The sequence below is a fragment of the Vibrio sp. N418 genome (genome assembly GCF_000222565.1).
In the GTDB taxonomy this organism is placed as follows: Bacteria; Pseudomonadota; Gammaproteobacteria; order Enterobacterales; family Vibrionaceae; genus Vibrio; species Vibrio scophthalmi.
Genome location: NZ_AFWD01000046.1, coordinates 1 through 24,313 on the forward strand (window position 1 = coordinate 1; position 24,313 = coordinate 24,313).

A 24,313-nucleotide genomic window follows, 5' to 3' on the forward strand; every position below is an offset into this window, starting at 1 on the left:
AAAAAATTGGTTATGGACGCCTATTTGAACCCTACGGCTGGGTGATTGCTTCAGGGGAATATTTGCAAGATGCTGAATCTCAAGTAAAAGAGAAACTATTGGATTCTATTTCCAATTACCGGTTCGATAGCGACGGTTATTTGTTTGTGCTTAATAAACAAGGAAAAGTGCTCGCACACAAGAACGATAATTTGATCGGAACTCATCTCAAAAGCGTCGCTGAACAAGCGCACAGCCTTTTGCAATCAAGCAATACAAATCAAGGTTATCTTGAGTATAAAGCGCCTTACCACCCTAGCGGCCAATTGGAGATGGAAAAAGTAAGCTATGTACAATATGACCACGAATGGCAATGGTTGATTGGTACTGGCGTTTATATTGAAGACATTCATCTCAGCATTGCAGACCAACTCAGCCAAATGCGCGAACAAAATGAAAACGAACAGATCAAAGTACTACTACTTTGCTTAACCCTCGCCCTTGTTCTCATTTTAATGTCGATGTTGTTAAGTAATTATTTAGGCCGACGTTTCAACCAATTTCAGCGCAGAATTGAAAAAGATTTTGCCAAGCTCGCGCAGGGTAAAGAGCAGTTGCGCCATCAAGCCCAACACGATGTGCTCACACACCTTCCTAATCGAGTATTACTAGAACGGAACACTCAGCGAGGCATCGCCTTTAGTCGTTTGCAAGGCAAAATGTTAGCGGTGATGTTTGTCGACCTCGACAACTTCAAACGCGTCAATGATAAATATGGTCATGAAGTGGGTGATGAACTGCTTGTTCAAACAGCAAAGCGTTTCGCTCAACTCGCCGGTAATAATGGTACCGTCGCCCGATTTGGTGGCGATGAGTTTGTATTCAGCATTCCAACGCTCAATGACCAAGCGCAAGCCCTAGCTTTCGCCCAAGACATTCAACAAACGTTAATCTCACCATTTGTTATACACGGCATCGCACTCGAGTTAAGTGCGTCCATTGGTGTTTCTCTATACCCAAATGATGGTGATCAGCCACGAGATCTTTTATCCAAAGCCGATATTGTTCTGACTCGTTCTAAAAAACAAGGCAAAGGCAAAATCACCTTCTTTGATGAGAAAATAAGGGCTGAACTGCAAAATCACTTCTTGCTTGAAGATGAATTTCACTCGGCGCTAAAACGTGGGGAGTTAGACGTTCATTACCAACCTCAAGTTGACTCTCGTAGTGGAAAGATTATCGGTGCTGAAGCACTATGTCGTTGGTACAGCCCTACTCTTGGCCCTATCTCACCTCTGGTTTTCATTGATATTGCAGAAAAGAATGACGCCATTATTGAACTGGGCGCATTTGTACTTGATAGAGCGTGTCGTGATGCGAAACAACTTAATCTGCACGCAGAAAGACCTATTACTGTCTCTGTGAATGTTTCACCTAAGCAGCTTCTTCATCCGGGATTTGTTGATTTGGTTTTAGCGACGACTGAACGCTACCAGGTTAGCAATCATCTGATGGTGTTAGAGTTGACGGAAAATGTCTTTATCGAAGATCTGCAAGCCGTTCAACCGACCCTAAGTGCTTTGCAACAAAAAGGATTTAGCATTGCACTTGATGACTTTGGCACAGGCTTTTCTTCTCTCAGTTATCTCAATGCCCTGTCAATCACCGAGATTAAGATCGACCGTTCATTCATCATTAAAATGATCGACGATCAATCTAGCCTCAACATCGTCAAAACCATCATCGCAATAGCTCGATCAAATGAAATCAACATTGTAGCTGAAGGGGTAGAAACCCTCGCGCAACAAACACTGTTACAACAACTTGGCTGCACCACAATTCAAGGGTACTTCTATTCTAAGCCGTTGCCTCTGGAGCAATTAGTAACCATGACTCAAGCCACCTTGTATACCGAATAGAAACACGACATGCATTGAACATTCGCCGGTATGAAGCTCAAGCTACCAATATAAAACAATTAAATTTCGTCTCATTTATCAGACAAGCGAACAGTGTAGAATTGGCTCTCAATGAATTTATGTCATTTGAAATAGCCGTACAGATGAAAAATTATAGTCCTTGTACGCGTAACACTCGTGCTCACCACAATAAGCCACATGAGCAAAATAGATAGACACTACAGACGTGAAACAAGGATGTTAAGTTTTATATTATGAGTTCTTTCGCTAAATTGTTTTTTGGAACCGCAAGCCTTCAATTGCTCAGTCGTGGTTTATCTGTCATTTCCGGGGTTATTTTTGCCCGTTTTCTTGGTGCTGAACAATACGGATTATACACCTACGTATTCTCTATTATTACCGTTGCCGCCTTGCCTGTTTTAGCTGGTATACCCAACTTAATGGTTCGCGAAGTCGCCAATTTTCATTTAGAGAAAAATTGGCCGCAACTGAATGGCATTTTTTGGTGGTCGCGTGGATATGTTTTATCAATCTCCGCGGTTATTTTAGCGGTCATGTCGAGCTTAGTTTATTTCGATTATTTTCAGCCACACGTTGCAGCACTCATTGTAATTGCCATGTGGGCGATTCCTCTACGCGGTATTGCTAGCCAACAAGATGCGGTTCTCAATGGTTTTCAAAAACCCATTTTGGCACAACTGCCCTCCAAGTTGCTCGCGCCCTTTTTTACTCTTGCTGTCCTTCTGTACTACGTTTTCTTCAACAAACCTTTGTCCTCGATGACATTGGTCACGATAACCATCTTCGCCTCGCTACTCACTTGCACATTGAGCTATCTGTTGGTCCGCTACGTAATTAAAAAATACAGTGAACCTGCACGCCCTGACTACCTAACCAAATCTTGGTTGCGCTCTTTAGTTCCCTTTGCATTGATTACTTTTGTCGTTACCCTAAACGCTGAACTGGCTATTGTCTTACTTGGGTGGCTGGGCGATTTAGAATCCGTCGCCTATTTTCGTGTTGGGATGCAAGCCGTCACATTAATCACCATCGTGCTCTCATCGATTAGTACCGTGTTGATGCCTAACATCGCTCGCTTATACAAAAGTGGCGATATGGAAAACGCACAGGCGCTGCTTAGCCGTGCAGTAAGACTAACGGTTCTTGTCTCACTGCCTATTTTCTTAGTCTTAGTTTTTGCTGGTGATGTACTCATAGAGTGGTTATTTGGGTCAGAATACCTCGATGCCTACCCTGCGTTGATTATTCTTTGCGTTGGCCATTTCATCAGCATGCAGCTTGGCCCAGTTGGTTTAGTCTTAAATATGACTCATAACGAAGGCAAAACCGTTCGTTCACTAATCATTACATTAATCATCAACCTTGTACTGCTCTTTAGCCTTGTCCCTCTCTACCAAGAGATCGGTGCTGCCATCGCGATTGCCGCAAGTCTGATAATTTGCAATCTATTGATGACCCATGAAGTTTGGACCTTAACCAGACTAAAAACTTGGATCAGTTTTTCTCATACTAAAAAATTAGCGGTCGACACCCACTCGTGAAACTCACTTATCCATGGATTAGCTCCGAATACCTTTTGATTATGACGACGATTTTGCTCGCTAAATCACTCACTAGATTGGATTGAAAGATCGCTCTACGTTGTCAGTTGCATACGCAACATCAAAAGTGTGATCTTGGTTCAAAACTTAGCTTGCTTCAAATCAGTAAATGAATACCATTGTCGTTGCAATTAAATCAGCCGCATATGTTGGCTAAGGAAGCAGACAATGGAAGCGGATATATTTAATCCTTCGCAGCAGATCCGCCGTGCAGTTCTTTTCTGGCTGAGCTTACTCTTATCGTTCGCTGCGATTGTTATCGCCTATCTTAACATCACCTTAGGCTCACTCCAACTCATGTGGGGCTATGACATTATATTTGCGTTGTTCTCTGGCTACGTTTGTTTCCAAACCTATTACAACCATTGTCGCCAATTAGTGGTTGAGATATACGCCTATGCCCTGATTGGTGCGATAGCACTTGGCGTTGCTCTCCACTCTATCCATCACGGCATGTTAATTTGGGCGTCACTCTTTCCCTTGATGTTCTATCTACTGTTGGGTACAAAGAAAGGCGTGATAGCCACGACTATTGGCATCGTACTTGTTTTGTCTGCAGCGGTATTCAAGATGCTCCAATATCATGGTGTTTTTCATCCATACATTTTGGTCAATTTCATACTGTGCTATCTGTGTATTTGGGTAGTTTCACACATTCTTGAAGTAAAACGCGCTCGCTCTGATAGTTCATTACAGCAACTCGCCTCACGTGATTCATTAACGGGAGTTTATAATCGTCACGCTTTAGTGCATAACTTTGAACGCTACCGCCATAACAACATCCAACAACCAATGGCATTACTGATCCTCGACCTGGATTTTTTTAAACAAGTTAATGACCAATATGGCCATGATGTTGGCGACAAAGTGTTGATACAAGCCGCGGCATTAATTGATAAACACAGTGACGAAAATCCCGTCTATCGTATTGGTGGTGAAGAGTTTTGTGTCGCTCTGCGTAATACGTCGAACAAAGAAGCGCTATACAAGGCAGAGCGAATCAGAAAGGCAATTGAAGACTATCATTTCTTCTCTGCAGAGAAGCCGATTACTTTGACCGCCAGTATTGGCGTTTATCAATGCGATCCGTTTAATAGCCTGGAAAAAGTGCTACATATTGCAGATATGGAACTATATAAAGCGAAGAAAAATGGACGCAATCAGGTGATGGCATACCAAAACAATGAGCAAGCCATTGCTGAGTCATAATGGCTTACTCTTCCCGTTCCAACACCAAGCCAGAACCGTGTTCAATTTAATCTAGGTCTTCAAACACCACATTGTAGTTTTCGGTATAGGTACAATGAGGCTGGCGACTGCAGGTAAAAAAGCGACGGCCTTTAAAATCACCTTGCGCGGCCGTTTTGATAACCATTGGACTGCCGCAACGTTTACAAAAACGCACTTCTTTATCGGGTTCAATTAAATCAATATGCGCCGCCAACAAGCGACGTAACCTGCCCACTTGATAACTGTGTTTGACGCTGGTACCAATCAACGGAATGCCCGCTGATTTACACACATGCATTAAGAGTTTTTGACGCTCTGCCTTACCCTTACTCAAGGCACTGCCATCATCAAGTTCAATCGCTACACGCACCTCTAAACTACGAGGATCACAGACGACATAATCAAAATAGCTCTTGGCAATACGGTTGTTAGCAATAAACCAACTCTTCTTGTCGGTAGCTTTGGGCGCAACCACTTTCGACATCGCGACTTTAGACATCACGACACCATGCTGACCAACGGCAGAAATAAGAGCAGTATAAAATGCAGACTCTTTGCCGTTGAGTAGTGGTCCATTTTTTTTATACGTACTGTCTTTTAACTCATTGGTGTTCAAATAACGTTTCTGGACGAGAAGATAGAAAGCGACAAAACTTAGGACAATAACAGCAACATATTCCATTGCGCGAGCCAAGCTCCAAATAAATTGATTTGATATTTAATTCTAACCTTAATTCAGCTCAGCCAAAATGGTTTAATCACCACGAGAAAATTAATGGTGTGGCGACGATCACACTCATTGGATAGGAAATGTACAACCTGACAACAAATCGCCTGACACGGACGTTTTCTCTCGATTATCCAGTGCAAATTCGTTAATTACTTGTTATTGTTTAAAAACAATAACAAGTAAAATATGTGACCTTGATGACCCAGACACCCATCATTGAATTTAGCAACGTTAATAAGTGGTTCGGCGAGTTCCAAGCACTAAAAGATATTAATTTCACGGTTGCACCTGGAGAAATTGTCGTCATTTGTGGCCCTTCTGGCTCTGGAAAGTCTACCCTAATTCGCTGTATCAATAACTTAGAGCAGTTTCAGCAAGGCAAAATCCAAGTATTTGGCGAGCAAACCGCAAGTAAGGCCATTAAACCCGGTAAAATCGGGATGGTTTTCCAACATTTCCACCTATTTCCCCACCTTACTGTGTTAGAAAATTTAACCCTTGCGCCCATCCGAACCCTGAAGCTATCAAAACAAGAAGCCGAGCAGCGCGCGCTAAAATATCTCAAACGAGTCAACATCGAGGAACAAGCTAACAAATACCCCGTTCAACTGTCTGGGGGACAACAGCAACGTGTCGCGATTGCTCGTTCATTATGTATGGAGCCCGATTTATTGTTGTTTGACGAACCCACTTCTGCACTCGATCCAGAGATGATTAACGAGGTGCTGGATGTGATGGTGGAACTGGCACAAAGTGGTATGACGATGATCTGTGTGACCCATGAAATGGGCTTCGCTAAGAAAGTGGCCAATCGAGTGGTCTTCATGGATGAAGGGGAAATCGTTGAAATGAATTCACCCGTTGCTCTGTTTGAAAACCCACAGCACCCACGTACCAAAGCCTTCTTAAACCAAATTTTAAGCTACTAAATGATCGGACGAATCGTTAAACCCGTCTTACAAGCCATGGTGCAAATGGTATTGATTGTTTTGGCTCTTGTCTGGTTGCTTGATTCAGGCGCACAGGCGATGGGCTATCAATGGCAATGGCATCGAGTGCCTGACTACATCATCTTCTATGAAGATGGTGAATGGTGGCCGGCAGAATTAATTGACGGTTTAGTCGTCACCATGAAAATATCAGCGATAAGCTTATGCTTTACTCTATTGATTGGACTGGCGACTGCCTTATTGCGCCTGAGTGATTCCATTATTGGCCGGGCGATCGCCACCACTTATGTTGAGCTGATTCGCAACACACCACTGCTAGTACAAATTTACCTACTTTACTTTGTTTTCGGCCCTGTCATCGGCTTAGACCGTTTCAGTACCGCTGTCTTAGCGTTATCACTATTTCAAGGGGCTTATACGGCAGAGATCCTCCGAGCAGGACTCAATGGTATCCCTCGAGGACAATTTGAAGCAGCAAAAACCCTCGGTCTCTCGCCTCTAAATAGCTACAAAGATGTGATATTACCGCAGGTACTACAAAGAACCTTACCTCCACTAACCAATGAAGTCGTTTCACTGATTAAAAACTCTTCCATTGTCAGTGTGATGGCGATTTTCGATTTGACTACCGAAGCGAGAAATATCGTTTCTGAAACCGCGATGCCATTTGAAATTTGGTTTTCAGTCGCGGCCATCTATCTTGCTTTAACATTGTCACTTTCTGGCTTATCCGCATGGCTAGAAAGCAGACTAGGAGCCAGTTGGCGTAAAATATAAGGAGATAACATGAAGTTATTCAAAGCAACCATCACAGCGTTATTAGGGGTAGCCATCGCGATCCCTTCGCTAGTGAACGCACAAGAGCAAGCGAATGCGGCCTCTAACCTGGAAGCCATCAATGATCGCGGTACACTACGCGTCGGTATGTCGACCTTTGTCCCTTGGGCTATGCGCAATAAGCAAGGTGAACTGATCGGTTTCGAGATTGATGTTGCTAAACGACTTGCGGCAGATTCTGGCTGGAAGGTCGAGTTTGTACCTACCGCTTGGGACGGTATTATTCCCGCTTTGTTAGCCAAAAAATTTGATGTCATCATTGGTGGCATGTCTGTGACACCTGAACGATCTAAAAGTGTCTTGTTCACAACGCCTTATTCGCACTCAGGGGTACAAGTTGCGGCCAATAAAGAACTCGCGGAAGGCTTTACTAAACTTGAAGATTTTGACTCTCGTCGAGTAAAAATTGCCGCCCGTCGCGGTGCTTACACGGTACAAGTGGCTCGCGAAACGTTTCCTAAAGCGAAAATCCTTCAGTTTGATGACGACTCTCAAGCCTTCCAAGAAGTGCTTAATGGTAATGCGCATGCAGTGATTGCTTCGAGCCCAAAACCAGAACATGAAACAATTAAGCATGCTGACAAACTGTTCTTACCGTTTAGCGAACGCTTATCTCAAGGCAATGAAGCCTTTGCAGTACGTTTAGGCGAAGATGACAAACAAGCCTTTTTCGACCAATGGATTGAGCAACGTACGCAAGATGGTTGGTTAAAAGAGCGTTATGAATATTGGTTCTCAACCTTAGATTGGCAAGATCAAATTGCCCAAGGACAATAAATCATTGCCGTTAAAGGCAACGAACACGGGAAAACAACGCCAATTGAACATCGCGTTCAATTGGCAATCTCAGCTTGGAGTATATGAGTGAGCAAACCCCTTCCATCCAAAACCTTATCCACCAAAATCCCTAACGCCATATCGCCTTGGCACTTTAAGCCATTGGATTGGGTATTGCTGGCACTCTGCTTTGCACTGTTTGCTTGGTTATATCATCGCTCTACCGTTGGGGTTAATTACATTTGGCACTGGCATGAAGCACTGGATTTACTGTTTACTCCGCGAGCAGACGGCAGCTTACCCTATTTCTTTCAGGGTTTATTCGCGACGTTGCGCCTGAGTTTATGGGGGATTGTTTTGGCGGTCGTGGTCGGCGTTGGGTTAGGTTTAGCTAAGTTTTCACCATCCACATGGCTTAATGTGCCAGCGAATGCTTTTATCCAGCTGGTACGTAATATCCCACCGCTGGTTTTTGTCTTCATATTCTACTTTTTTATCTCTAATCAACTTATCCCATTATTGGGGTTGGAAAACCTACTACGTAACTATTCAGATGAACTTAATCCTTTACAGCAGTTTTTCTTTGGCCCTGCCAATCTATGGGAAAACCTCGCCTCTGGTGTGTTATGTATTGGCTTACTCTCTTCCGCTTATATTGGCGAGATAGTACGTGCCGGTTTGCAAGGCGTTGATCAGGGCCAATGGGAAGCCGCCGATTCTCTTGGCATGTCTCGTTGGGCCAAATATCGATATGTTATCGCACCCCAAGTGCTCAAATCGATTACACCTGCGCTGGCTGGACAAACCATTTCTTTAGTCAAGGATACTTCTATCGTGTCACTCATTTCGATTCAAGAAATGACCTTTGTTGGCACCGAAATAGCTAATTCTTCGGGCTATATTTTTGAGATCTGGCTGATTGTCGGATTGGTCTATTTTCTTATTTGTTTTGGCTTATCGATGTTTTTCCGCTTTGTTGAGCATCGCAGTCGCGCGGGCGAATAAGCCCTACAGACAAGCGTAAAGCAACAGATTGACGAGTTCGATATGACAAAAAGGGAGCCGAAGCTCCCTTTCACTTTTCTAATTCGAATTACGATACCGTTTGATTCGCACGGCGTAATTGCGAAAGATATTTTATCCAACTTTTTGACTGACTGCTCGGATCAATATTATCGGCTTGCTTAGCATGAATCAGAGCTTGCTCTAATTGATTTAACTTGTAGTAAGCACGTGTTTTAGCCAAAGCGACATCCGCCTTACGCCCCTGAACACGGTCAAGTACCGTTAATGCTTGCTGATATTGCCCTTCTTGCACCAATAACTGAGCAACATTCCAATGGTATTTCGCGGCTTGTTTAGCTGCCAATTGCCATTGCTTGGTCGCTTTCTGCCATTCTCTTGCTTGTTGCCAGTAACTCGCTTGCGAAACAATCAGGTCAAGATCCGTCGCCGCCTCTTCTAGCTGGGACAATTCAATCGCCGCTCTCTCAGGAATACCTCTTTGCGCGTACAGTTGGGCAAGCAAAACACGGTCTTGTTGCGACAATGCGACGCCTTGACCTTTCGCCAACGCTAACGTACTTAATGCTTGTTTGTTCTGGCCTTGCTGCAACTGCAAACTCACGAGTTGGCGCCACCAATTCACTTTGTCCGGTTGCAATGAAACCAGTTTTTCAAGTGTCGGGATCGCATCATTCCAGCGCTTCAGTTGCAGTTGTGCCCCCAGCTTTAATGACAGGGGTTGCAGCTCATCTTTGACTTGGAAACGACGATATTTGTCAATCGCAGGGATAACCGCTTTCCACTGTTCAATCTGGTAATGAGCTTGCGCAATACGCAACCAAATTTGGTCTTCTGTCTGACTCTCAGGAACCTGCTTTGCTAACTGATAGTAATGAGGTAATGAAGCACTAAACTGTTGATCACTGAGCAGTAAATCCGCCAACATTTTTTCAGTTACCCAAGCCTGCTCGTCTTCAAGTTTTTTGCTCTCGACGGCCAGCTTGAGCTGCTTAATGGCTGGTTGCGTCTGACCATCTTGCCAGTAAAACACACCGAGCATACGAGCGACGAACGCTTGATCATAGCTTTTTGACGTTTCAATCTTTCGCAAAGCTTGAATCGCTTCAGCAAATTTCTCGTCTTGCGCCAACTGATTCGCTTTTTGCACTCGAATGGCCGTGTACTGGCTAAGTTCAGCGGCATTGACAATAGACACGCCGACAACACTACTACCAGTCGAAATCGCGATAAGGCCCAACACAGCCGAGAATAATTTACGTACTATCATTTGGCTAACTTAAACTCCAATCGAACAGTTTGGCCTAGTTGTGCCAACGCATTACCGTCTTCAACCTTAGGCTGATACTTCCATTTTTTCAGCGCACGAATGGCTTCTTTCTCAAACATACGCTTAGGATTGGCTTCTAACACTTCGATATCCTGTGGGCGCCCTGTTGGATCAATGGTGAATTTAAGCACTACATAACCTTGAGCCCCGCGTTTAAGCGCGCGCGCTGGATAACGAGGCTCAACACGATAGAGCGGCATCGCTTGCTGATTGACACCAAAATCACCAAAGGTAGGCGCATTAATCGCTAAACCATCTATAGTGGTGCTCAACCCTAACATCGGTTGCATCGCCATTGGTGACACATTGGTCACTTGATTCTTGGCCTGTGAAACAGGCGCCTGATCTGGAACTTCCGGGGCTTTAGGCTGCTCAGGAACACTGCGCTGACGGCGCTGTACGTCTTGTTCGTTTTCAACCATCACCATATTAAAACTCAGCGCTTCACTAGGCTCAGGCGCACGGCGATGACCACCATCGACCATCCATGCCATAAAACTAAACAGCGCTAATGCAATCACACCTGCAATGGGTAAAGCAAAAAGAACACGCAACACTACTTTTTCTCCGCCGCTAGCGCGATATTTTTCACGCCCGCGCCTTTCGCTGCATCCATCACTTTAACAACCGTACCGCTATAAGCATGCTCATCGGCTTGGATCACCAATGATGCGTCAGGCTTATCGAGTAAAAGATGCTCTAACGTTGCTTGCACACGCTCTACATCCACCACTCGTTTATCAATATAGATATCGTTCGCTGAAGTAATCGCGACAAAAATGCCCGCGTCTTTTTGGCTCACTACATTTGAAGCCTGAGGTCGATTCACTTCCACACCAGACTCTCGTACAAACGAGCTGGTGACAATAAAGAAGATCAACATGATAAAGACAATATCGAGCATCGAAGTAAGGTCGATTTGCGCCTCTTCTTGTTTATGTTGGCGTCTACCGAGTCTCATCGCTGACTCCTTAATGATTTTTCTAATTTAATTTTTCGAAGCTGACAAGCTTTCGCCAAACGAGCATGAACAAACATGCCCGCTAGCGCTGCAACCATACCCGCCATGGTAGGTAACGTTGCTAATGAAATACCTGACGCCATCAATTTTGGATTGCTGCTGCCTTGCGTCGCCATGACATCAAACACTGAAATCATACCCGTCACAGTGCCAAGCAAACCTAACATTGGGCAAATCGCCACCAGCACTTTGATCATATTAAGGTTTTGATGCAAAGCCATATGTGCTTGTGCAATCCAACTGTCGCGTATTGCATGTGCATACCAAGAACTCTGCTCTTGGCGTTGATGCCATTGATTGAGCCAGTCTTGACGTAATTTGGGGTAATGGACAAGCAAAAAGATCACTCGCTCTACAATCAAAACCCAGCATATCAATACGACCAGCCCTAACCACCACAGAACCTGACCGCCCTGCTCCATAAAGCTTTGCAACGACATAACCCAATCACTGGTTTGAATACCACTGGGCAACCATGAGATTGAAAACAGTTCCATTACGCAGCATTCTCTACAGTGTGTACTGGTGCGCTTGGCAACGCTTTTTCTGCTTGTTCAGCCACAATACCAATACCTTGCTTTTCAAGAATATTACGAATGCTTTCCGCTTGTGAGCTCAACACATTGTGTGCCAGTAACAGAGGCATTGCGGCAATCAGGCCAAGCACTGTCGTCACAAGCGCCATTGAAATACCACCCGCCATGACTTTAGGATCACCGTTACCAAACTGGGTAATGACTTGGAAAGTCTCAATCATCCCCGTTACCGTACCTAACAAGCCCAACATTGGCGCCAAAGCAGCCAACAGTTTCAACATTGAAAGGCCCTTTTCAAGTTGCGCTTGTTCATCAACGACAGCCTCAAGCAAACGCAATTCAAGTGCTTCAACACTACGATTTTGTTCTTTGTTGTAGACCGCTAAAATTCGGCCTAATGGGTTGTTGCCCGGTACATTTGGCGTTTTCAGTTGCGCACGAATTTTTTGACGAGCCATAGCCAAACTCACACCACGGAATACCGCAATGATCACACCAATAGCCAACAGACCAAGGATGATTTGACCTACCACACCACCCGCTTGCAGACGATCTTTCAGGCTTGGTTCCAAAGCCAATTGCTCAAGCATAATGCCACGCGACGGGTCAACCACGACATTTTGTAACGCGCCGTTTTGCAGATCACTCACCAACGATAGTGTCGGGCCCTTTTCGGGTTGTTTTAAGTACGCTTTAGCTTCTGCTTTTTGACCATTCCATGCCAAGTAGCCGTTGTTACCAACCAAACCAATCGCTCCTAGACGAGCAACATCGATTTGATTCGTTTTACCTTCACCGTCAACAAAGTTCACTTGGCTAAAGCTAATCGTGCCACCCGCTTGGACTTGTTCATCTAACGCTTTCCACAAAGCCGTCAATTGAGGCATCGAAGGTAGGCTTGTCGCCGCAATAATTTGTTCAATTTGGGCATTATAAGATTGTGCATCAACACCAGTTACTGATTGATTTAACTCGGTTTGTAGCTCTTTTGCATTTTGGCGAACGACACCAAAGACTTCACCAAGGCTGCCTGTTTCAAGGCGTAACTGTTCTTCAAGGCGTGCTAACGCATCCTCGTTTTTGCCAAACGTTTCCGCTAATTTGTCATTTTGTGTTTGTAGTTGATCGCGCTTAGCATCCAACTTCGCTTTAAGCTCTGCCAGCTCTTTCTCTGTCGCTTTAAAACCTGATTCGCGGCTTTGGTTATGTTTAGCTTGTTGGCTGTTTTCCACTTTCGCTTGGGTGGTAAAATCACTACTCGCAGAAGTAGTAAAAGAAAGCACGCTCAATGCACAAGCTGAAACGAGTAATTTAAGTTTCATTATTTCGTCTCCGCTAGCAGTGAAACTGGAATGGTAATAAGGCTTGGCGCGGTTTGTTTCGCCGCCATTGCATACGCTTTATCAAGATCAGCTTTTGCCGAACTATCAACGATCACCCAATCATTAGCCTGCTTATCCCACGCCCAGAATGTATTACCGTTTAAGCTTCTGCCGATAAGAGCGATACGACCAAGGTGTAAAATATCCGCTTCACGCTGTTCACCCGCTAACGTAATTTGCCCTTGGTATAAACCCAGCTTAGTGCCGTAATCCATTTCAATTTGGTACGCTTCCAAAATACGACGATATTTTTCTGCATCACTAATATCAGCACGTGTCATTAAAGTTTGTAGCTTCTCAATTCGCTCAAAACGTTGTTGTTTTTTGATTGGCGCATCGGCTTCAATACGTTGTTGTAATGCCTCTATCATTTGGTACATCAAAGGCACAACACCTTGGCGCGTCACTTTAATTTCTTGTACTTGGGCATCGATGTTCGCCATCTCTTGCTCTTGATTAACAATCAAAGCTGAAAGGTGCTTTTGATACACTTCTAAGTTTTTGACTTCTTCTTCAAGCTGTTCAATCTCAGCTTGCAATCTAAGCGTGGTATCAGCGCTGTTATCAATGCGCTTTTGGCTTGCAACAGAGGCAGAGTTAGTTTTATTTTGGATCGCTTGCGCGCTATCGAGGCTTGAGGCTGAGACTGGGCTAATTGCCGCAGAAATTACAATCGCTAAACTGGTTTTAAATAAGTTCATAGTCTTAAAATGTTCGAGAAATCAACAATCAAGCAAATTGGCTTGACGCTTAAATTTTCAAATTCTATTTGATAAATATTATCATTAATATTTGCCAACGGGTAGCCATAATCTGTTGTAAGCATTAAACACGTTCTGATTTGAGGCTTACGATAGACAACGGAAAACACCGCTCTAGCTCGAGCGGTGTTTATTTACATTTCGTTTAATACACGAGGTTTAGAATGTCGCATTTACTGAGAACTTAAAGCGACGTTCGTTACCATAATGGACGTCAGTCACAACACCCTCACTTGTACTGCCACCCGTGCCAGCGACGTAATCGGTATCAAATAGGTTTTCGATATTGAATCTGAAATCCCAATTGACGTAATCACTATTGATTGAGTGCGAAGCACCTGTATCTACACGAGTGTACCCGTCTAGCTTAACGGTGTTTGCATTATCAGCCCAACGTTCACCTTGATAGAACAAACCGAAGTTAAATGCGGTCGCTTCTGTCATTGAATAACGAGTCCATACTGAACCAGACCATTCTGGTACGTTCGCTGGTGCTTTGTCTTGGTACTTATCATGCTTATCGTAGTTCGCATCTAAATACATACCAGAAACCATCACAAACCAGTTATCCGAGATTTGACCTTGTGAGCCAATTTCTGCACCGATATGGCGTTGAATACCATCTTGGGTAGTAATGCCGCCTTCAGTAATACTGATGTTGCGTTTTTCAATATCAAACACCGCACCAGTCAGTAATAGACGGCTGTCCATCAACTCCCATTTAGTGCCCATTTCGTATTGGCGGCTTTCTTCTGGCTTGCGCTCTGTGATACTTCTGTCGTCGTTAACCACATTACTTACTGGGTTAAAGCTCTCAGAGTAGTTCGCGTAAATGCTACCATTGTATGTTGGGTGATAAATGATGCCCGCTTTTGGCGAGAATGACTCACTATCATTAGCCCCTTTCACTACTTGATCTGAACTCGTTGTGCCATCGGCAAAGTACATGTCGTAACGACCACCAATCAACGCTTGCCATTGATCATTGAAAGTGATCAAATCTTGTACATAGAAGCCGTAATAGTTGTTATCACTCTTATATGTCGAGTTATCGTTATGGTAATCAAGACCTGGGTTGGCTGGATTGTCACCAGCATTCACACCCACAGTGCTGCCTTTCACTCGAAGCTGAGCATAATCATAGAACTGACCATTCATGCCCATCAATACTTGGTGGTCCACATCTAATGCAGTAAATTCACCGTGTAGATCAGCGTGGAACGCTTTGGTTTTCCATGTGTCATGACGGTCAAATGGGCTCAACGTGTAGCTACCATCAACCAGAGTCTGATCTGTCGGCTTCGGAGAAGAATCGTAACGGTGACGCTTCATTTCTTGCGAGTTGAAGCTAAAGTTTGCACGCCATTGACTGCTTAGGTAGACATCTAAATCTGCGCCCCAGTTTTCAACATCGTTATCAATAAATGACCAGTTCGCATCACGAATCATGTCACGACTACCAATAACGTTACCATTTAGGTCTAACCAAGTGCCGGTATCCAGAGGCGCTCTGTCACTGGTTTTTTCGTAGTTAAACGACAGTAAACCCCAGTCTGAAAGATCGGCTTCAATCACACCGTAGCCGAGGAAGCGATCACGTTCGCGTTCATCACCCGTTGCGTATTTACGGCTTTCAACAGAGTCTTGTTTTACTAACACTGTGCGACCGCGAAGTGAGCCTGACTCGTTGAGCTTGCCTGACGCATCAATATGATGGTGAGTACTGCCTAAGTCGTCAAAATTTGTACCAATATTAACTCGTGGAGCTTCCGTCGGTTTCTTCGAGACCATATTGATCAAACCGCCTGGAGCTGCACGGCCATAAAGCAAACTTGATGGGCCTTTGATCACTTCAATACTTTCAAGTGTTTCTATCGGCAACATGTAATGAGTAAACAGAGAATGACCATTTCTTAAATAGCCATTGCTTGAAGAAAGTTCAAAGCCACGAAGATAAAACACTTCACGGTTCCATTTTTGTGTACCCGCACTCACACTCGCATCGTTTTGTAGCGCTTCACCTAAGGTTGTCGCCAATTGCTCATCAAGAACAATCTCAGGGATAACATTAATGGATTGCGCAGTATCAAGCATGCTGGTATCCGTACGCATTGCTCCCGTTGCACTATCCACTTTGTAATCGTTAAAGCTTTGAGCATGAACGACAATCGTTTCGTCAACGGGTGTGTTGCTCTCTTGTGCTAAAACAACGGGGGTATTTAGCGCGAATAATACAGCGCTACAAATGGATGTTACTTTGAAATTCATTTTTATTTCCCTACTCATTTTTATATTTACCGTGACATGAATTAATCACCGTAAATAACAATGATTTTACGAGTCGAAATGTACTGGTAATGATTGGCGATCGTCATAGGTCTATACCTACAACTGAGCACTGAAACTATGCGCTTCGCGCAAGTTAAACTTGTGCTCTCAAAGCCCGGCTTGAAACACGGTTTCCTCTACTGGGCACCCTAGTTTCAAGATGTCATTCATTCCAAATCGTTCTAACTCTTAGTAAGTCGATCGGTTTATTTACAGCCCACTGCGGCTGCCCTATTGAACGAAAAGGAATATAATTGATAATCACTATCATTTGCATTGAAATTTACATTCTTTGCATTTGTCAGGGAAATATTACATGTCTCCCAAGATACTGTTAGTTGGTACTTTTCTTTAAGAAACGAACTTTAAGGCAAAAAAAACACGCCGATTGGCGTGCCCTTTTGTGTAGAAATGAACTAATTAGGGAAGAGAAGCTCGATGCGTAAGCCACCATCGCTACGATTGGATGCTTGTACTTGGCCATGCATTAAATGCATCGCTTCTTTGACAATGGCAAGGCCAAGCCCATAGCCCCCCGACTTCTTATCACGTGCCGATTCTAGCCGTGTAAAAGGTTGGAATATCTCATCCAGCCGAGTTGACGAGATACCTTTACCGTCATCCTGAACCGCAACCACACTGTACTCTTGCCCGTCTTGAGTAAGGCTGTAAAGCAATACTTCGATATTGGCTTGATCGCCCGCATATTTTCCGGCATTGGTGATCAAATTACACACACAACGTACAACCAAGCGTTCGTCAGCCAACACTTGATTGAGTATCTGGCTCGGGACAAAACTCAAGCGTTGTTGCGCACCAATATCAAACTGGCTTTGATTTACTTGTGATGCCACATAGCTTTCTAAATCAACCGACTTTAGTTTCACTTCATAGCGTGAGTTTTCAAGTTGACTAAACGTGAGGATCTCAGCGACTAGAGAATCCATCTCTTCCACTTCCCTTTCCACTCGTTCGACCAAACTGCGATCTTTCTCTGACACTTTGTGTTTTAACAGGTGCAAGGCTAGGTTTTGTCGCGCCAATGGCGTGCGCAGCTCGTGGGATACATCACGGATCAAGCGCTTTTGCTTTTCCGCTAAAGAGTGAATTTGAATACTCATCTGATCGAAATCTTCCGCCAGTTCGTTGAACTCACGCGTATTCGATTTTAACTCCGCCACCACATTGACGTTAAAATCCCCTCGAGCAAGACGATGACTTGCCTCTCTTAATCGATCAAGTGGCTGCTGTAACTTACGAGCCAAGATCAAAGAAAAGAGCGCCAAAATAAAGAAAGCGATGACAAATTTACTGATCGCTAAATAGCTGAGAAAACGATGTGCGGGGTGCAGATGACTTGGTAACTGAACGACTAGGGTATGATCATCAATCAATGGCTGTCCAATCAAAGGCTTGGCGACTCTATCACCCATCATTTGATCTAACTGACGCAAAAACTTCAGTTTAAAGGCAAAATGCGGATGCATTTTCCGATGCGTGATCGGCTGGTTATTTTTATCCAACACAAACAGATAGTAAGGCTGAGCGTTGGCCCAATCGGCCAGTTCGTCCATATCACCATCTTCAATCATCACATTGGCTTGAGCGGCAAGATCGCGTAATTCATTTTTGACCGAATCAGGTAAAACCAATACGGTACGAATCAAAGCCTGCTCGGTGATCCCTTGCAACAATAAGATGCTTAGCACCACCACTGACATATAACTAAATAGCTGGAACGCCAAACTGCCTTTACGTTTGCCAATCAGGCGTGCAGATAGCCGACTAAAAAAGGCGGATAGGGTTGAATTCACCATGGACTCCCGATGATTTACTCACGAACGCTAGCTACAAAGCTATAGCCTCGCCCACGCACGGTTTTAATATGCTGTTTTGACATACCTGCTTCGACCAATTTACGGCGAACATTACTAATGTGCATATCGAGATTGCGGTCAAATGGACTGAGTTCTTTTTTTAGCACTTCGATTTGTAATTGCGCCTTGGAAATCACAACACCTTCATTACGCATCAAATAATTGAGTAAATCAGCCTCTGTCCCAGTAAAAGGTAAACCAGAAACCGATTCGGCAAACTCATTCTGATCAGTACAGTAGCTCTGACGTTGTTTTTCGAGCCCGACGCGACGGAAAATTGCCTTAATTCGCGTCAGTAATTCAGGCACTTTAAACGGCTTGGCGACATATTGATCTGCCCCCGCTTGGTACCCGTCTAACATTGAAGATTCATCATTAAGCGCTGTAAGCATCAAGATAGGCGTCGCAAAGCGCTGGCAAATTCGGCGCGCTACTTGTAAACCACTTAATTTAGGCAGCATGACATCCAGCAATACCAGATCGACCGGATGCTTTTCAATATATTGCAACGCGCTTTCACCACAGTGAACACACTCTACCTGATAGCCTTCTAACGTGAGTACTTCTGATATCAACTGACACAGTTCAATATCATCATCAACGACCAAAATTTTCGACATTTTTCTTCTTTCGCAGCACTGAAGGATGCGATTCTAAATCGCAACTATTATCAGTACAAGCGATAGTCTTTAAATACTCCGTATTGATATTGCAGAGAAAAGAAAACCCAGCATCGCTGGGTTTTAACTCATTGTTCTAAAATGAATATTTTGAGAAGTAAAATGAGCGGTTATGCGCTCGCGAGCTTCAACTCTTTCGCTACTCTTCGTCGTTGCATTACCACGACCAAGCCAAATAATAGCAAGGCAGGAATCCACATCCACTCTTTGCGTACACGTTCAACGGTAATTCGAACATCGACGATTTGCTGGTCAAACTGCAAACCGGCCGCTTCAGCAGGACTAGCAAAGGCCACAATATCGATGAATGTCTTCTCGTCTTGTTGGTATGTTTCAAGACCTAAGGCATCCAAGCGGTCTTGACCACTCTCCCCTTCTGGCACTTCGAGCAGCACCGAGAATTCACGCATTTTACCTACGCTATCTTCTCCACTAATGCGCATTCTCAGCACATCACCAGGCTCTAAAGACTCTAACGTTTGTGTCATCACTTTCGGGTTGGTTGATTGATAAGGATCGACGACTAAATCAACCCAATATCCCGGCCTGAATAAAGTAAAGGCCACCAACAGCAATAACACGCCCTCATACCATTTGTTACGAGTTAAGAACCATCCCTGTGTGGCGGCAGCGAAAATTAACATCGCCACCGTCGAGACAATAAAGATGGCGATACCATGGGCCCAATCCACATCAATCAATAACAAATCGGTATTAAAGATAAATAGGAATGGTAGCGCAGCAGTACGTAAACTGTAATAAAACGCGGTTAAACCCGTTTTGATCGGATCGCCTTTCGAAACCGCAGCCGCCGCAAAGGAAGCTAAGCCAACCGGAGGCGTCACATCAGCCATAATGCCGAAATAAAACACAAATAAGTGCACCGCAATTAACGGAACAATCAGGCCATGTTGTTCACCTAGAGTGACAATCACCGGCGCTAATAGGCTAGAAACGACAATATAGTTAGCCGTAGTTGGTAGACCCATACCAAGAATTAAGCTTAAAACGGCGGTCAGCAACAGCATTAACAGCAGATTGCCCATCGACAGCATTTCAACCAAGTCAGCCAGAACTAACCCAACACCGGTTTGAGAGACTGCACCAACAATAATACCGGCGGTCGCCGTGGCGATACCGATACCAATCATATTGCGCGCACCCGCTACCAAGCCTTCACGTAAATCAATACAACCCTCTTTGAAAGAGCCGTAGTTGTGTTTGCCGTCTTTGCGCATCCAGTTAAGCAGTGGACGTTGAGTCAAAACGATAACCACGAGAATTACCGATCCCCAAAATGCCGATAAGCCCGGTGATAAACGTTCCACCATCAAACACCAAACAAGCACCACTACAGGTAACAAATAATGCAGCCCCGACAATAGTACTTGACGAGTATTGGGTAATTGGTCCAGCGGCTGGTTTGGATCTTCTGGCGGTAATGGCTCATTATTGGCCGCAATACGCAAGAGTCCTAAATAGGCAATAGCAAGCAACAGCGCGACACCTTGCAATGCATACTCACCCATCGCGGGTTTTAGCCAGCCAAGGCCATAGTAGACCGCCATCGATAAACCGCTCACTAACGTTACGCCGAACGCAAAGCCCGTCAAACGAGTCAGCCAAGGTTTGGATTGTGCCGTTTCAAGCGGCTGCATGCCCAATTTTAATGCTTCTAGATGAACGATATAGAGCAGTGCGATATAAGAAATCGCCGCCGGAAGAAATGCATGTTTGATGATTTCAACATAAGGAATACCAACGTATTCCACCATCAAAAATGCGGCAGCCCCCATCACTGGTGGCATGATCTGCCCATTGACCGACGAAGCCACTTCCACCGCGCCGGCTTTTTCTGCGCTAAATCCGACTTTTCGCATCATCGGAATAGTAAAGGTGCCAGTTGTTACTACGTTGGCAATTGATGAACCTGAGATAAGTCCCGTAAGACCTGATGCCACAACGGCGGCCTTGGCTGGCCCACCGCGCAAATGCCCCAGCATACTAAAGGCCAGTTGAATAAAGTAATGCCCCGCCCCAGCCCGCTCAAGCAGTGCACCAAAGAGTACAAACAAGAAGACGAAGCTGGTTGAAACGCCAAGCGCAATACCAAATACACCTTCGGTGGTAATCCATTGGTGGTTCGCCAACGCATCAAGTTGAACACCACGGTGGGATAAGATGCCCGGCATCCAAGGTCCAGCAAGGCTATAGATGATAAACACGATCGCAATAATAGGCAGTGCTGGGCCAAGAACACGACGCGCCGCTTCTAACAATAACGGTAAACCAATCAATGCGGTGACAAAATCACCCGTGGTTAATGTCCCTGGGCGTTGCGCTAAGGCTTCATACATCACAAATAAATAGAGTGACGAAGCGCAGGCAATGAGTCCGAACATGATGTCGGTAACTGGAACACGATCGCGCGGGGAGCGTTTAAACGCGGGGAAAACAAGGAAGGCAAGCAGTAAAGCAAAACCCAAATGGATCGCGCGGGTTTCGGTGTCATTCATCACACCAAAGCCGACAATGAAAGGTAACGGAGACGCAATCCAAAGTTGAAATAGTGACCAAAGCAGTGCCAATGAAGCAATGGATTTTTCCATTATGCCGCCTGGCAGTCGCGCCCCTACATCTTGGGCGATCAACTCTTCAGCCGACGTCGCATCATGTGCTGCGGTAGACATCGGTTTATCCATAGTTATTCTCTAGTTATTTTCAGTACAAAGTAAAAAGACTAAGCCCTACGAAAATCACCGAAGTAAGGCTTAGTTAAAAAGGGGAAACGCTTTTCCATCATGATGCTTGCTCATCAGCACCATGATGAAATTTATTGTTGTAGTAATATTTACAGCCAGCCGCGTTCTTTGTAGTAACGCACTGCACCTTCATGAAGTGGCGCAGAGAGACCAACTTCAATCATTTCACTCTCTTGCAGATCTTTAAATGCTGGATGAAGACGTTTGAAACGGTCGATATTAGAGAAAACTGATTTAACCAGTTGGTAAACGAGTTCAGGATCGATTTCGGCAGTGGTTGAAAGCACTGCTTTACCACCGATAGAAGGGGTATCGTCTGGATTACCACGGTACATGCCACCTGGGATCACCGCTTTTGTAAAGTACGCTTTTTCTGCAAGCAGTTTATCAATTTCAGGCCCAGTCACCGCGACTAATACAGCATCAGTGGTGGTTGAGGCTTCTTGAATTGCGCCATTTGGATGCCCAACAAAGTAGCTCATTGCATCAATGTTGTTATCGCTCATCGCGGAAGCTTGCTCAGCAGGTTTTAGGTCCGCAACCAAACTAAACACCGACGGCTGCCAATCTTTCACTTCCATTACTTGTTCAAAAGTATCGCGCTGGCCAGAACCAGGGTTACCAATATTGACGCGCTTACCTTTAAGGTCATCTAGTTTGACGATGTCAGCATCTTTGCGCGCTAAAATGGTAAACACTTCACTTTGAAGAGAAAAGACTGCGCGAATATCTTCCATCGGTTGACTGTTTTGGAATGGAGCGACACCTTCTAGCGCTTTGTATTGATGGTCCGACTGCATAATACCGAAGTTATACTCACCACTACGCAAGCCATTAACGTTCGCAACACCGCCGCCACTTGCTGGCGCATTACACTTAATGTTGTGATCGTCACCACCTCTGTTTACGAAGCGACAAATAGATTGCCCAGCTACGTAATAAACACCTGTCTGACCACCAGTACCTATGGTGATATATTGTTCTGCCGCTTGAGCATTCCCAATAAATGAGAAACCACTTATTGCCAGCGCACATGTAGAGACAAGAGTTAATCCTTTCATTCGAAAATTCCTTCTAAAGTCCTACTGAAAAATTATGCATCTGCACACATTCCAGTAGTCTTATCAATGACGACTCCGAATCATCTAACCACCCTATAAAATCAAGGTTAAACAACTCAATTAACCGAGCAAGGCAGACTTAAATTATGCAATATGGTCATATAAATAAAATTTAACCCTAACTTACCAAGTAAGTTTGAAACCATTGCACATCACCTTGCCAACAAAAAATTAACACACACCAACCCGAAGTTGATCACTCAAAAAAACACCAATTCTCAACAGGCGATAATTTGGGGAATTTAACTGATAGCAAATAGAGCTAACTTAAAGGAATAGGAAGGTTAAATAACTGTTTTAAAGGAAGAATTAATAACTGAGCAGTGGATGTCGCACTCTCATTGGTAGAGAAAGTGAACTTTGAACTGGATCATACTTTTTTACACCATTACGGCCTATCTTGACGCTCAATCAGCATCGAGAGTCAACCTAGTGCCATTCTTCACTTCATCTAGATGTGAAATAGAACGAATATAATCCCATCTCTGTTATAGACGATTTTTTCTAAGGAAAACCATATCGACGCTAATACATTCGATCTAAAATAGAACCAGAATAAAAACAGACAGTAAGGCTATTCTATGACGCTTACCATCGTTGGCCACCGAGGCGTCGCCGGTCAATACCCAGAAAATACGCTTGTGAGTATTCAAGCAGCGATAGACATGGGCCTAGAATGGATTGAAGTGGACATTCAACCGACTAAGGACCATCAATTAGTGGTTTGCCACGATCATACTATTGACCGTTGCAGTAACGGCCATGGGCGTGTAGACAGTTATTCACTAGAGCAGATCCAGCAGTTTGATTTTGGCGCTTGGTTCTCACCTCAGTTTAACTTTCAACCGATCCTCACTCTTGAGCAATTATTGCGTTTGATTCAGCCTCTCAACATTGGTTTGAATATCGAGATTAAAGTCGACACGCAAAATTACGCCCCCGTTGTACAAGAATTAAAACGCCAACTAGAGCATTTTTCTTTACCTACCGAACGAGTATTAATCTCTAGCTTTGATCATCAAACGCTAAGAGAAGTACATAAAGCCCAACTCGGTTACCCAATAGCGGTGTTAAGTGAAAAACTATCACAGCGTGATTGGGCACTACTCGAAGAAGTCGATGCTGTCGCGTGTAACCTCAATGCTAAAACCACTAATAAACAGCAAATTGCGACATTACAGCAAGCTGGGTACCAAGTATGGTGTTTCACGGTAAACAACCCAAATCAGCTTAAACATCTACAAAACGTGAATGCCATTTTTAGCGATTTTCCGCAGCGCTTTCTCACTCCTATACAGTAAACCGATTCAAACCACTGTATAAACACCAGTCCCCACTTCCCATCAAAATGTGTTTTTCATCACATTTTGATGGGAACAGCCCCTCAGGCAAAAACAAAATAAACCACATATATTCAAACAGTTAAAATCAAACCGCCTCTAAACAGA

The 24,313-nt window shown here is 44.3% G+C and carries 20 protein-coding genes; 8 read left to right on the top strand and 12 right to left on the bottom strand.

Going from position 1 to position 24,313, the window contains the following annotated elements; genetic code table 11:
- The 3 genes from RH86_RS09480 to RH86_RS09490 all read left to right on the top strand — a co-directional run.
- On the top strand, positions 1-1,898 hold a 1,898-nt coding region (locus RH86_RS09480), incomplete at its 5' end, for an EAL domain-containing protein (protein ID WP_009385990.1).
- Between the two features lie 254 nt (positions 1,899-2,152).
- Positions 2,153-3,460 (top strand): flippase, encoded by a 1,308-nt coding sequence (locus tag RH86_RS09485; RefSeq protein ID WP_009385991.1) that lies wholly within the window; start codon positions 2,153-2,155, stop codon positions 3,458-3,460.
- 228 nt (positions 3,461-3,688) lie between these two features.
- Complete coding sequence (locus RH86_RS09490) at positions 3,689-4,729, top strand: GGDEF domain-containing protein (RefSeq protein WP_009385992.1); 1,041 nt, start codon at positions 3,689-3,691, stop codon at positions 4,727-4,729.
- A 46-nt stretch (positions 4,730-4,775) separates the two neighbouring features.
- Here the strand turns inward: RH86_RS09490 and RH86_RS09495 are convergent, their stop codons facing one another.
- Positions 4,776-5,432 carry a DUF2726 domain-containing protein gene (locus tag RH86_RS09495; RefSeq protein WP_009385993.1) on the bottom strand — a complete coding sequence of 219 codons (657 nt, stop codon included), beginning with the start codon at positions 5,430-5,432 and terminating at the stop codon, positions 4,776-4,778.
- A 245-nt stretch (positions 5,433-5,677) separates the two neighbouring features.
- Here RH86_RS09495 and RH86_RS09500 point away from each other — a divergent pair, with 245 nt between their 5' ends.
- The 4 genes from RH86_RS09500 (at position 5,678) to RH86_RS09515 (ending at position 9,049) form a co-directional block, all read left to right on the top strand.
- Positions 5,678-6,409, top strand: a complete 732-nt coding sequence (locus RH86_RS09500) for an amino acid ABC transporter ATP-binding protein (protein ID WP_009385994.1) — start codon at positions 5,678-5,680, stop codon at positions 6,407-6,409.
- Complete coding sequence (locus tag RH86_RS09505) at positions 6,410-7,207, top strand: amino acid ABC transporter permease (RefSeq protein ID WP_009385995.1); 798 nt, start codon at positions 6,410-6,412, stop codon at positions 7,205-7,207.
- Positions 7,208-7,216: 9 nt separating this feature from the next.
- Complete coding sequence (locus tag RH86_RS09510; protein ID WP_009385996.1) at positions 7,217-8,044, top strand: transporter substrate-binding domain-containing protein; 828 nt, start codon at positions 7,217-7,219, stop codon at positions 8,042-8,044.
- Between the two features lie 126 nt (positions 8,045-8,170).
- Positions 8,171-9,049 carry an amino acid ABC transporter permease gene (locus RH86_RS09515; protein ID WP_086026442.1) on the top strand — a complete coding sequence of 293 codons (879 nt, stop codon included), beginning with the start codon at positions 8,171-8,173 and terminating at the stop codon, positions 9,047-9,049.
- An 88-nt stretch (positions 9,050-9,137) separates the two neighbouring features.
- On the opposite strand, the gene RH86_RS09520 is transcribed toward RH86_RS09515, so the two are convergent.
- The 11 genes from RH86_RS09520 to RH86_RS09570 all read right to left on the bottom strand — a co-directional run bounded on the left by RH86_RS09520 (position 9,138) and on the right by RH86_RS09570 (position 22,805).
- Positions 9,138-10,337 (bottom strand): tetratricopeptide repeat protein, encoded by a 1,200-nt coding sequence (locus tag RH86_RS09520; RefSeq protein ID WP_009385998.1) that lies wholly within the window; start codon positions 10,335-10,337, stop codon positions 9,138-9,140.
- Positions 10,334-10,954, bottom strand: a complete 621-nt coding sequence (locus RH86_RS09525) for an energy transducer TonB (protein ID WP_005599191.1) — start codon at positions 10,952-10,954, stop codon at positions 10,334-10,336. The genes RH86_RS09520 and RH86_RS09525 overlap by 4 nt, the downstream gene beginning before the upstream one ends.
- Entirely contained in the window at positions 10,954-11,358 is a 405-nt protein-coding gene (locus RH86_RS09530; protein ID WP_005599193.1) for an ExbD/TolR family protein, read from the bottom strand. The genes RH86_RS09525 and RH86_RS09530 overlap by 1 nt, the downstream gene beginning before the upstream one ends.
- Positions 11,355-11,915, bottom strand: coding sequence for a MotA/TolQ/ExbB proton channel family protein (locus RH86_RS09535; RefSeq protein ID WP_009385999.1), 561 nt, complete (start codon positions 11,913-11,915; stop codon positions 11,355-11,357). The genes RH86_RS09530 and RH86_RS09535 overlap by 4 nt, the downstream gene beginning before the upstream one ends.
- Positions 11,915-13,276, bottom strand: coding sequence for a MotA/TolQ/ExbB proton channel family protein (locus tag RH86_RS09540; RefSeq protein WP_009386000.1), 1,362 nt, complete (start codon positions 13,274-13,276; stop codon positions 11,915-11,917). Before RH86_RS09540 ends, RH86_RS09535 begins: the two co-directional genes overlap by 1 nt.
- Positions 13,276-14,037 carry a DUF3450 domain-containing protein gene (locus tag RH86_RS09545; protein WP_009386001.1) on the bottom strand — a complete coding sequence of 254 codons (762 nt, stop codon included), beginning with the start codon at positions 14,035-14,037 and terminating at the stop codon, positions 13,276-13,278. The genes RH86_RS09540 and RH86_RS09545 overlap by 1 nt, the downstream gene beginning before the upstream one ends.
- Before the next feature lie 219 nt (positions 14,038-14,256).
- Complete coding sequence (locus RH86_RS09550) at positions 14,257-16,365, bottom strand: TonB-dependent siderophore receptor (protein ID WP_009386002.1); 2,109 nt, start codon at positions 16,363-16,365, stop codon at positions 14,257-14,259.
- 476 nt (positions 16,366-16,841) lie between these two features.
- The gene (locus RH86_RS09555; RefSeq protein WP_009386003.1) at positions 16,842-18,242 is read right to left on the bottom strand and encodes a sensor histidine kinase; all 1,401 of its coding nucleotides are present in this window, start codon (positions 18,240-18,242) and stop codon (positions 16,842-16,844) included.
- Positions 18,243-18,256: 14 nt separating this feature from the next.
- Positions 18,257-18,922 carry a response regulator transcription factor gene (locus tag RH86_RS09560; RefSeq protein ID WP_009386004.1) on the bottom strand — a complete coding sequence of 222 codons (666 nt, stop codon included), beginning with the start codon at positions 18,920-18,922 and terminating at the stop codon, positions 18,257-18,259.
- Positions 18,923-19,092: 170 nt separating this feature from the next.
- Positions 19,093-21,684, bottom strand: a complete 2,592-nt coding sequence (locus RH86_RS09565) for a TRAP transporter permease (RefSeq protein ID WP_050798540.1) — start codon at positions 21,682-21,684, stop codon at positions 19,093-19,095.
- A 149-nt stretch (positions 21,685-21,833) separates the two neighbouring features.
- Entirely contained in the window at positions 21,834-22,805 is a 972-nt protein-coding gene (locus tag RH86_RS09570) for a TAXI family TRAP transporter solute-binding subunit (RefSeq protein WP_009386006.1), read from the bottom strand.
- A 641-nt stretch (positions 22,806-23,446) separates the two neighbouring features.
- Here RH86_RS09570 and RH86_RS09575 point away from each other — a divergent pair.
- Positions 23,447-24,166, top strand: coding sequence for a glycerophosphodiester phosphodiesterase family protein (locus tag RH86_RS09575; RefSeq protein ID WP_009386007.1), 720 nt, complete (start codon positions 23,447-23,449; stop codon positions 24,164-24,166).
- Positions 24,167-24,313: the final 147 nt, after the last annotated feature.

Bases quoted from the DNA above. Each gene is read 5' to 3' on its own strand.
- RH86_RS09485 (WP_009385991.1), top strand. From the start codon at position 2,153: ATGAGTTCTTTCGCTAAATTGTTTTTTGGAACCGCAAGCCTTCAATTG.
- RH86_RS09490 (WP_009385992.1), top strand. From the start codon at position 3,689: ATGGAAGCGGATATATTTAATCCTTCGCAGCAGATCCGCCGTGCAGTT.
- RH86_RS09495 (WP_009385993.1), bottom strand. From the start codon at position 5,432: ATGGAATATGTTGCTGTTATTGTCCTAAGTTTTGTCGCTTTCTATCTT.
- RH86_RS09500 (WP_009385994.1), top strand. From the start codon at position 5,678: ATGACCCAGACACCCATCATTGAATTTAGCAACGTTAATAAGTGGTTC.
- RH86_RS09505 (WP_009385995.1), top strand. From the start codon at position 6,410: ATGATCGGACGAATCGTTAAACCCGTCTTACAAGCCATGGTGCAAATG.
- RH86_RS09510 (WP_009385996.1), top strand. From the start codon at position 7,217: ATGAAGTTATTCAAAGCAACCATCACAGCGTTATTAGGGGTAGCCATC.
- RH86_RS09520 (WP_009385998.1), bottom strand. From the start codon at position 10,337: ATGATAGTACGTAAATTATTCTCGGCTGTGTTGGGCCTTATCGCGATT.
- RH86_RS09530 (WP_005599193.1), bottom strand. From the start codon at position 11,358: ATGAGACTCGGTAGACGCCAACATAAACAAGAAGAGGCGCAAATCGAC.
- RH86_RS09535 (WP_009385999.1), bottom strand. From the start codon at position 11,915: ATGGAACTGTTTTCAATCTCATGGTTGCCCAGTGGTATTCAAACCAGT.
- RH86_RS09540 (WP_009386000.1), bottom strand. From the start codon at position 13,276: ATGAAACTTAAATTACTCGTTTCAGCTTGTGCATTGAGCGTGCTTTCT.
- RH86_RS09545 (WP_009386001.1), bottom strand. From the start codon at position 14,037: ATGAACTTATTTAAAACCAGTTTAGCGATTGTAATTTCTGCGGCAATT.
- RH86_RS09550 (WP_009386002.1), bottom strand. From the start codon at position 16,365: ATGAATTTCAAAGTAACATCCATTTGTAGCGCTGTATTATTCGCGCTA.
- RH86_RS09555 (WP_009386003.1), bottom strand. From the start codon at position 18,242: ATGGTGAATTCAACCCTATCCGCCTTTTTTAGTCGGCTATCTGCACGC.
- RH86_RS09560 (WP_009386004.1), bottom strand. From the start codon at position 18,922: ATGTCGAAAATTTTGGTCGTTGATGATGATATTGAACTGTGTCAGTTG.
- RH86_RS09565 (WP_050798540.1), bottom strand. From the start codon at position 21,684: ATGGATAAACCGATGTCTACCGCAGCACATGATGCGACGTCGGCTGAA.
- RH86_RS09570 (WP_009386006.1), bottom strand. From the start codon at position 22,805: ATGAAAGGATTAACTCTTGTCTCTACATGTGCGCTGGCAATAAGTGGT.
- RH86_RS09575 (WP_009386007.1), top strand. From the start codon at position 23,447: ATGACGCTTACCATCGTTGGCCACCGAGGCGTCGCCGGTCAATACCCA.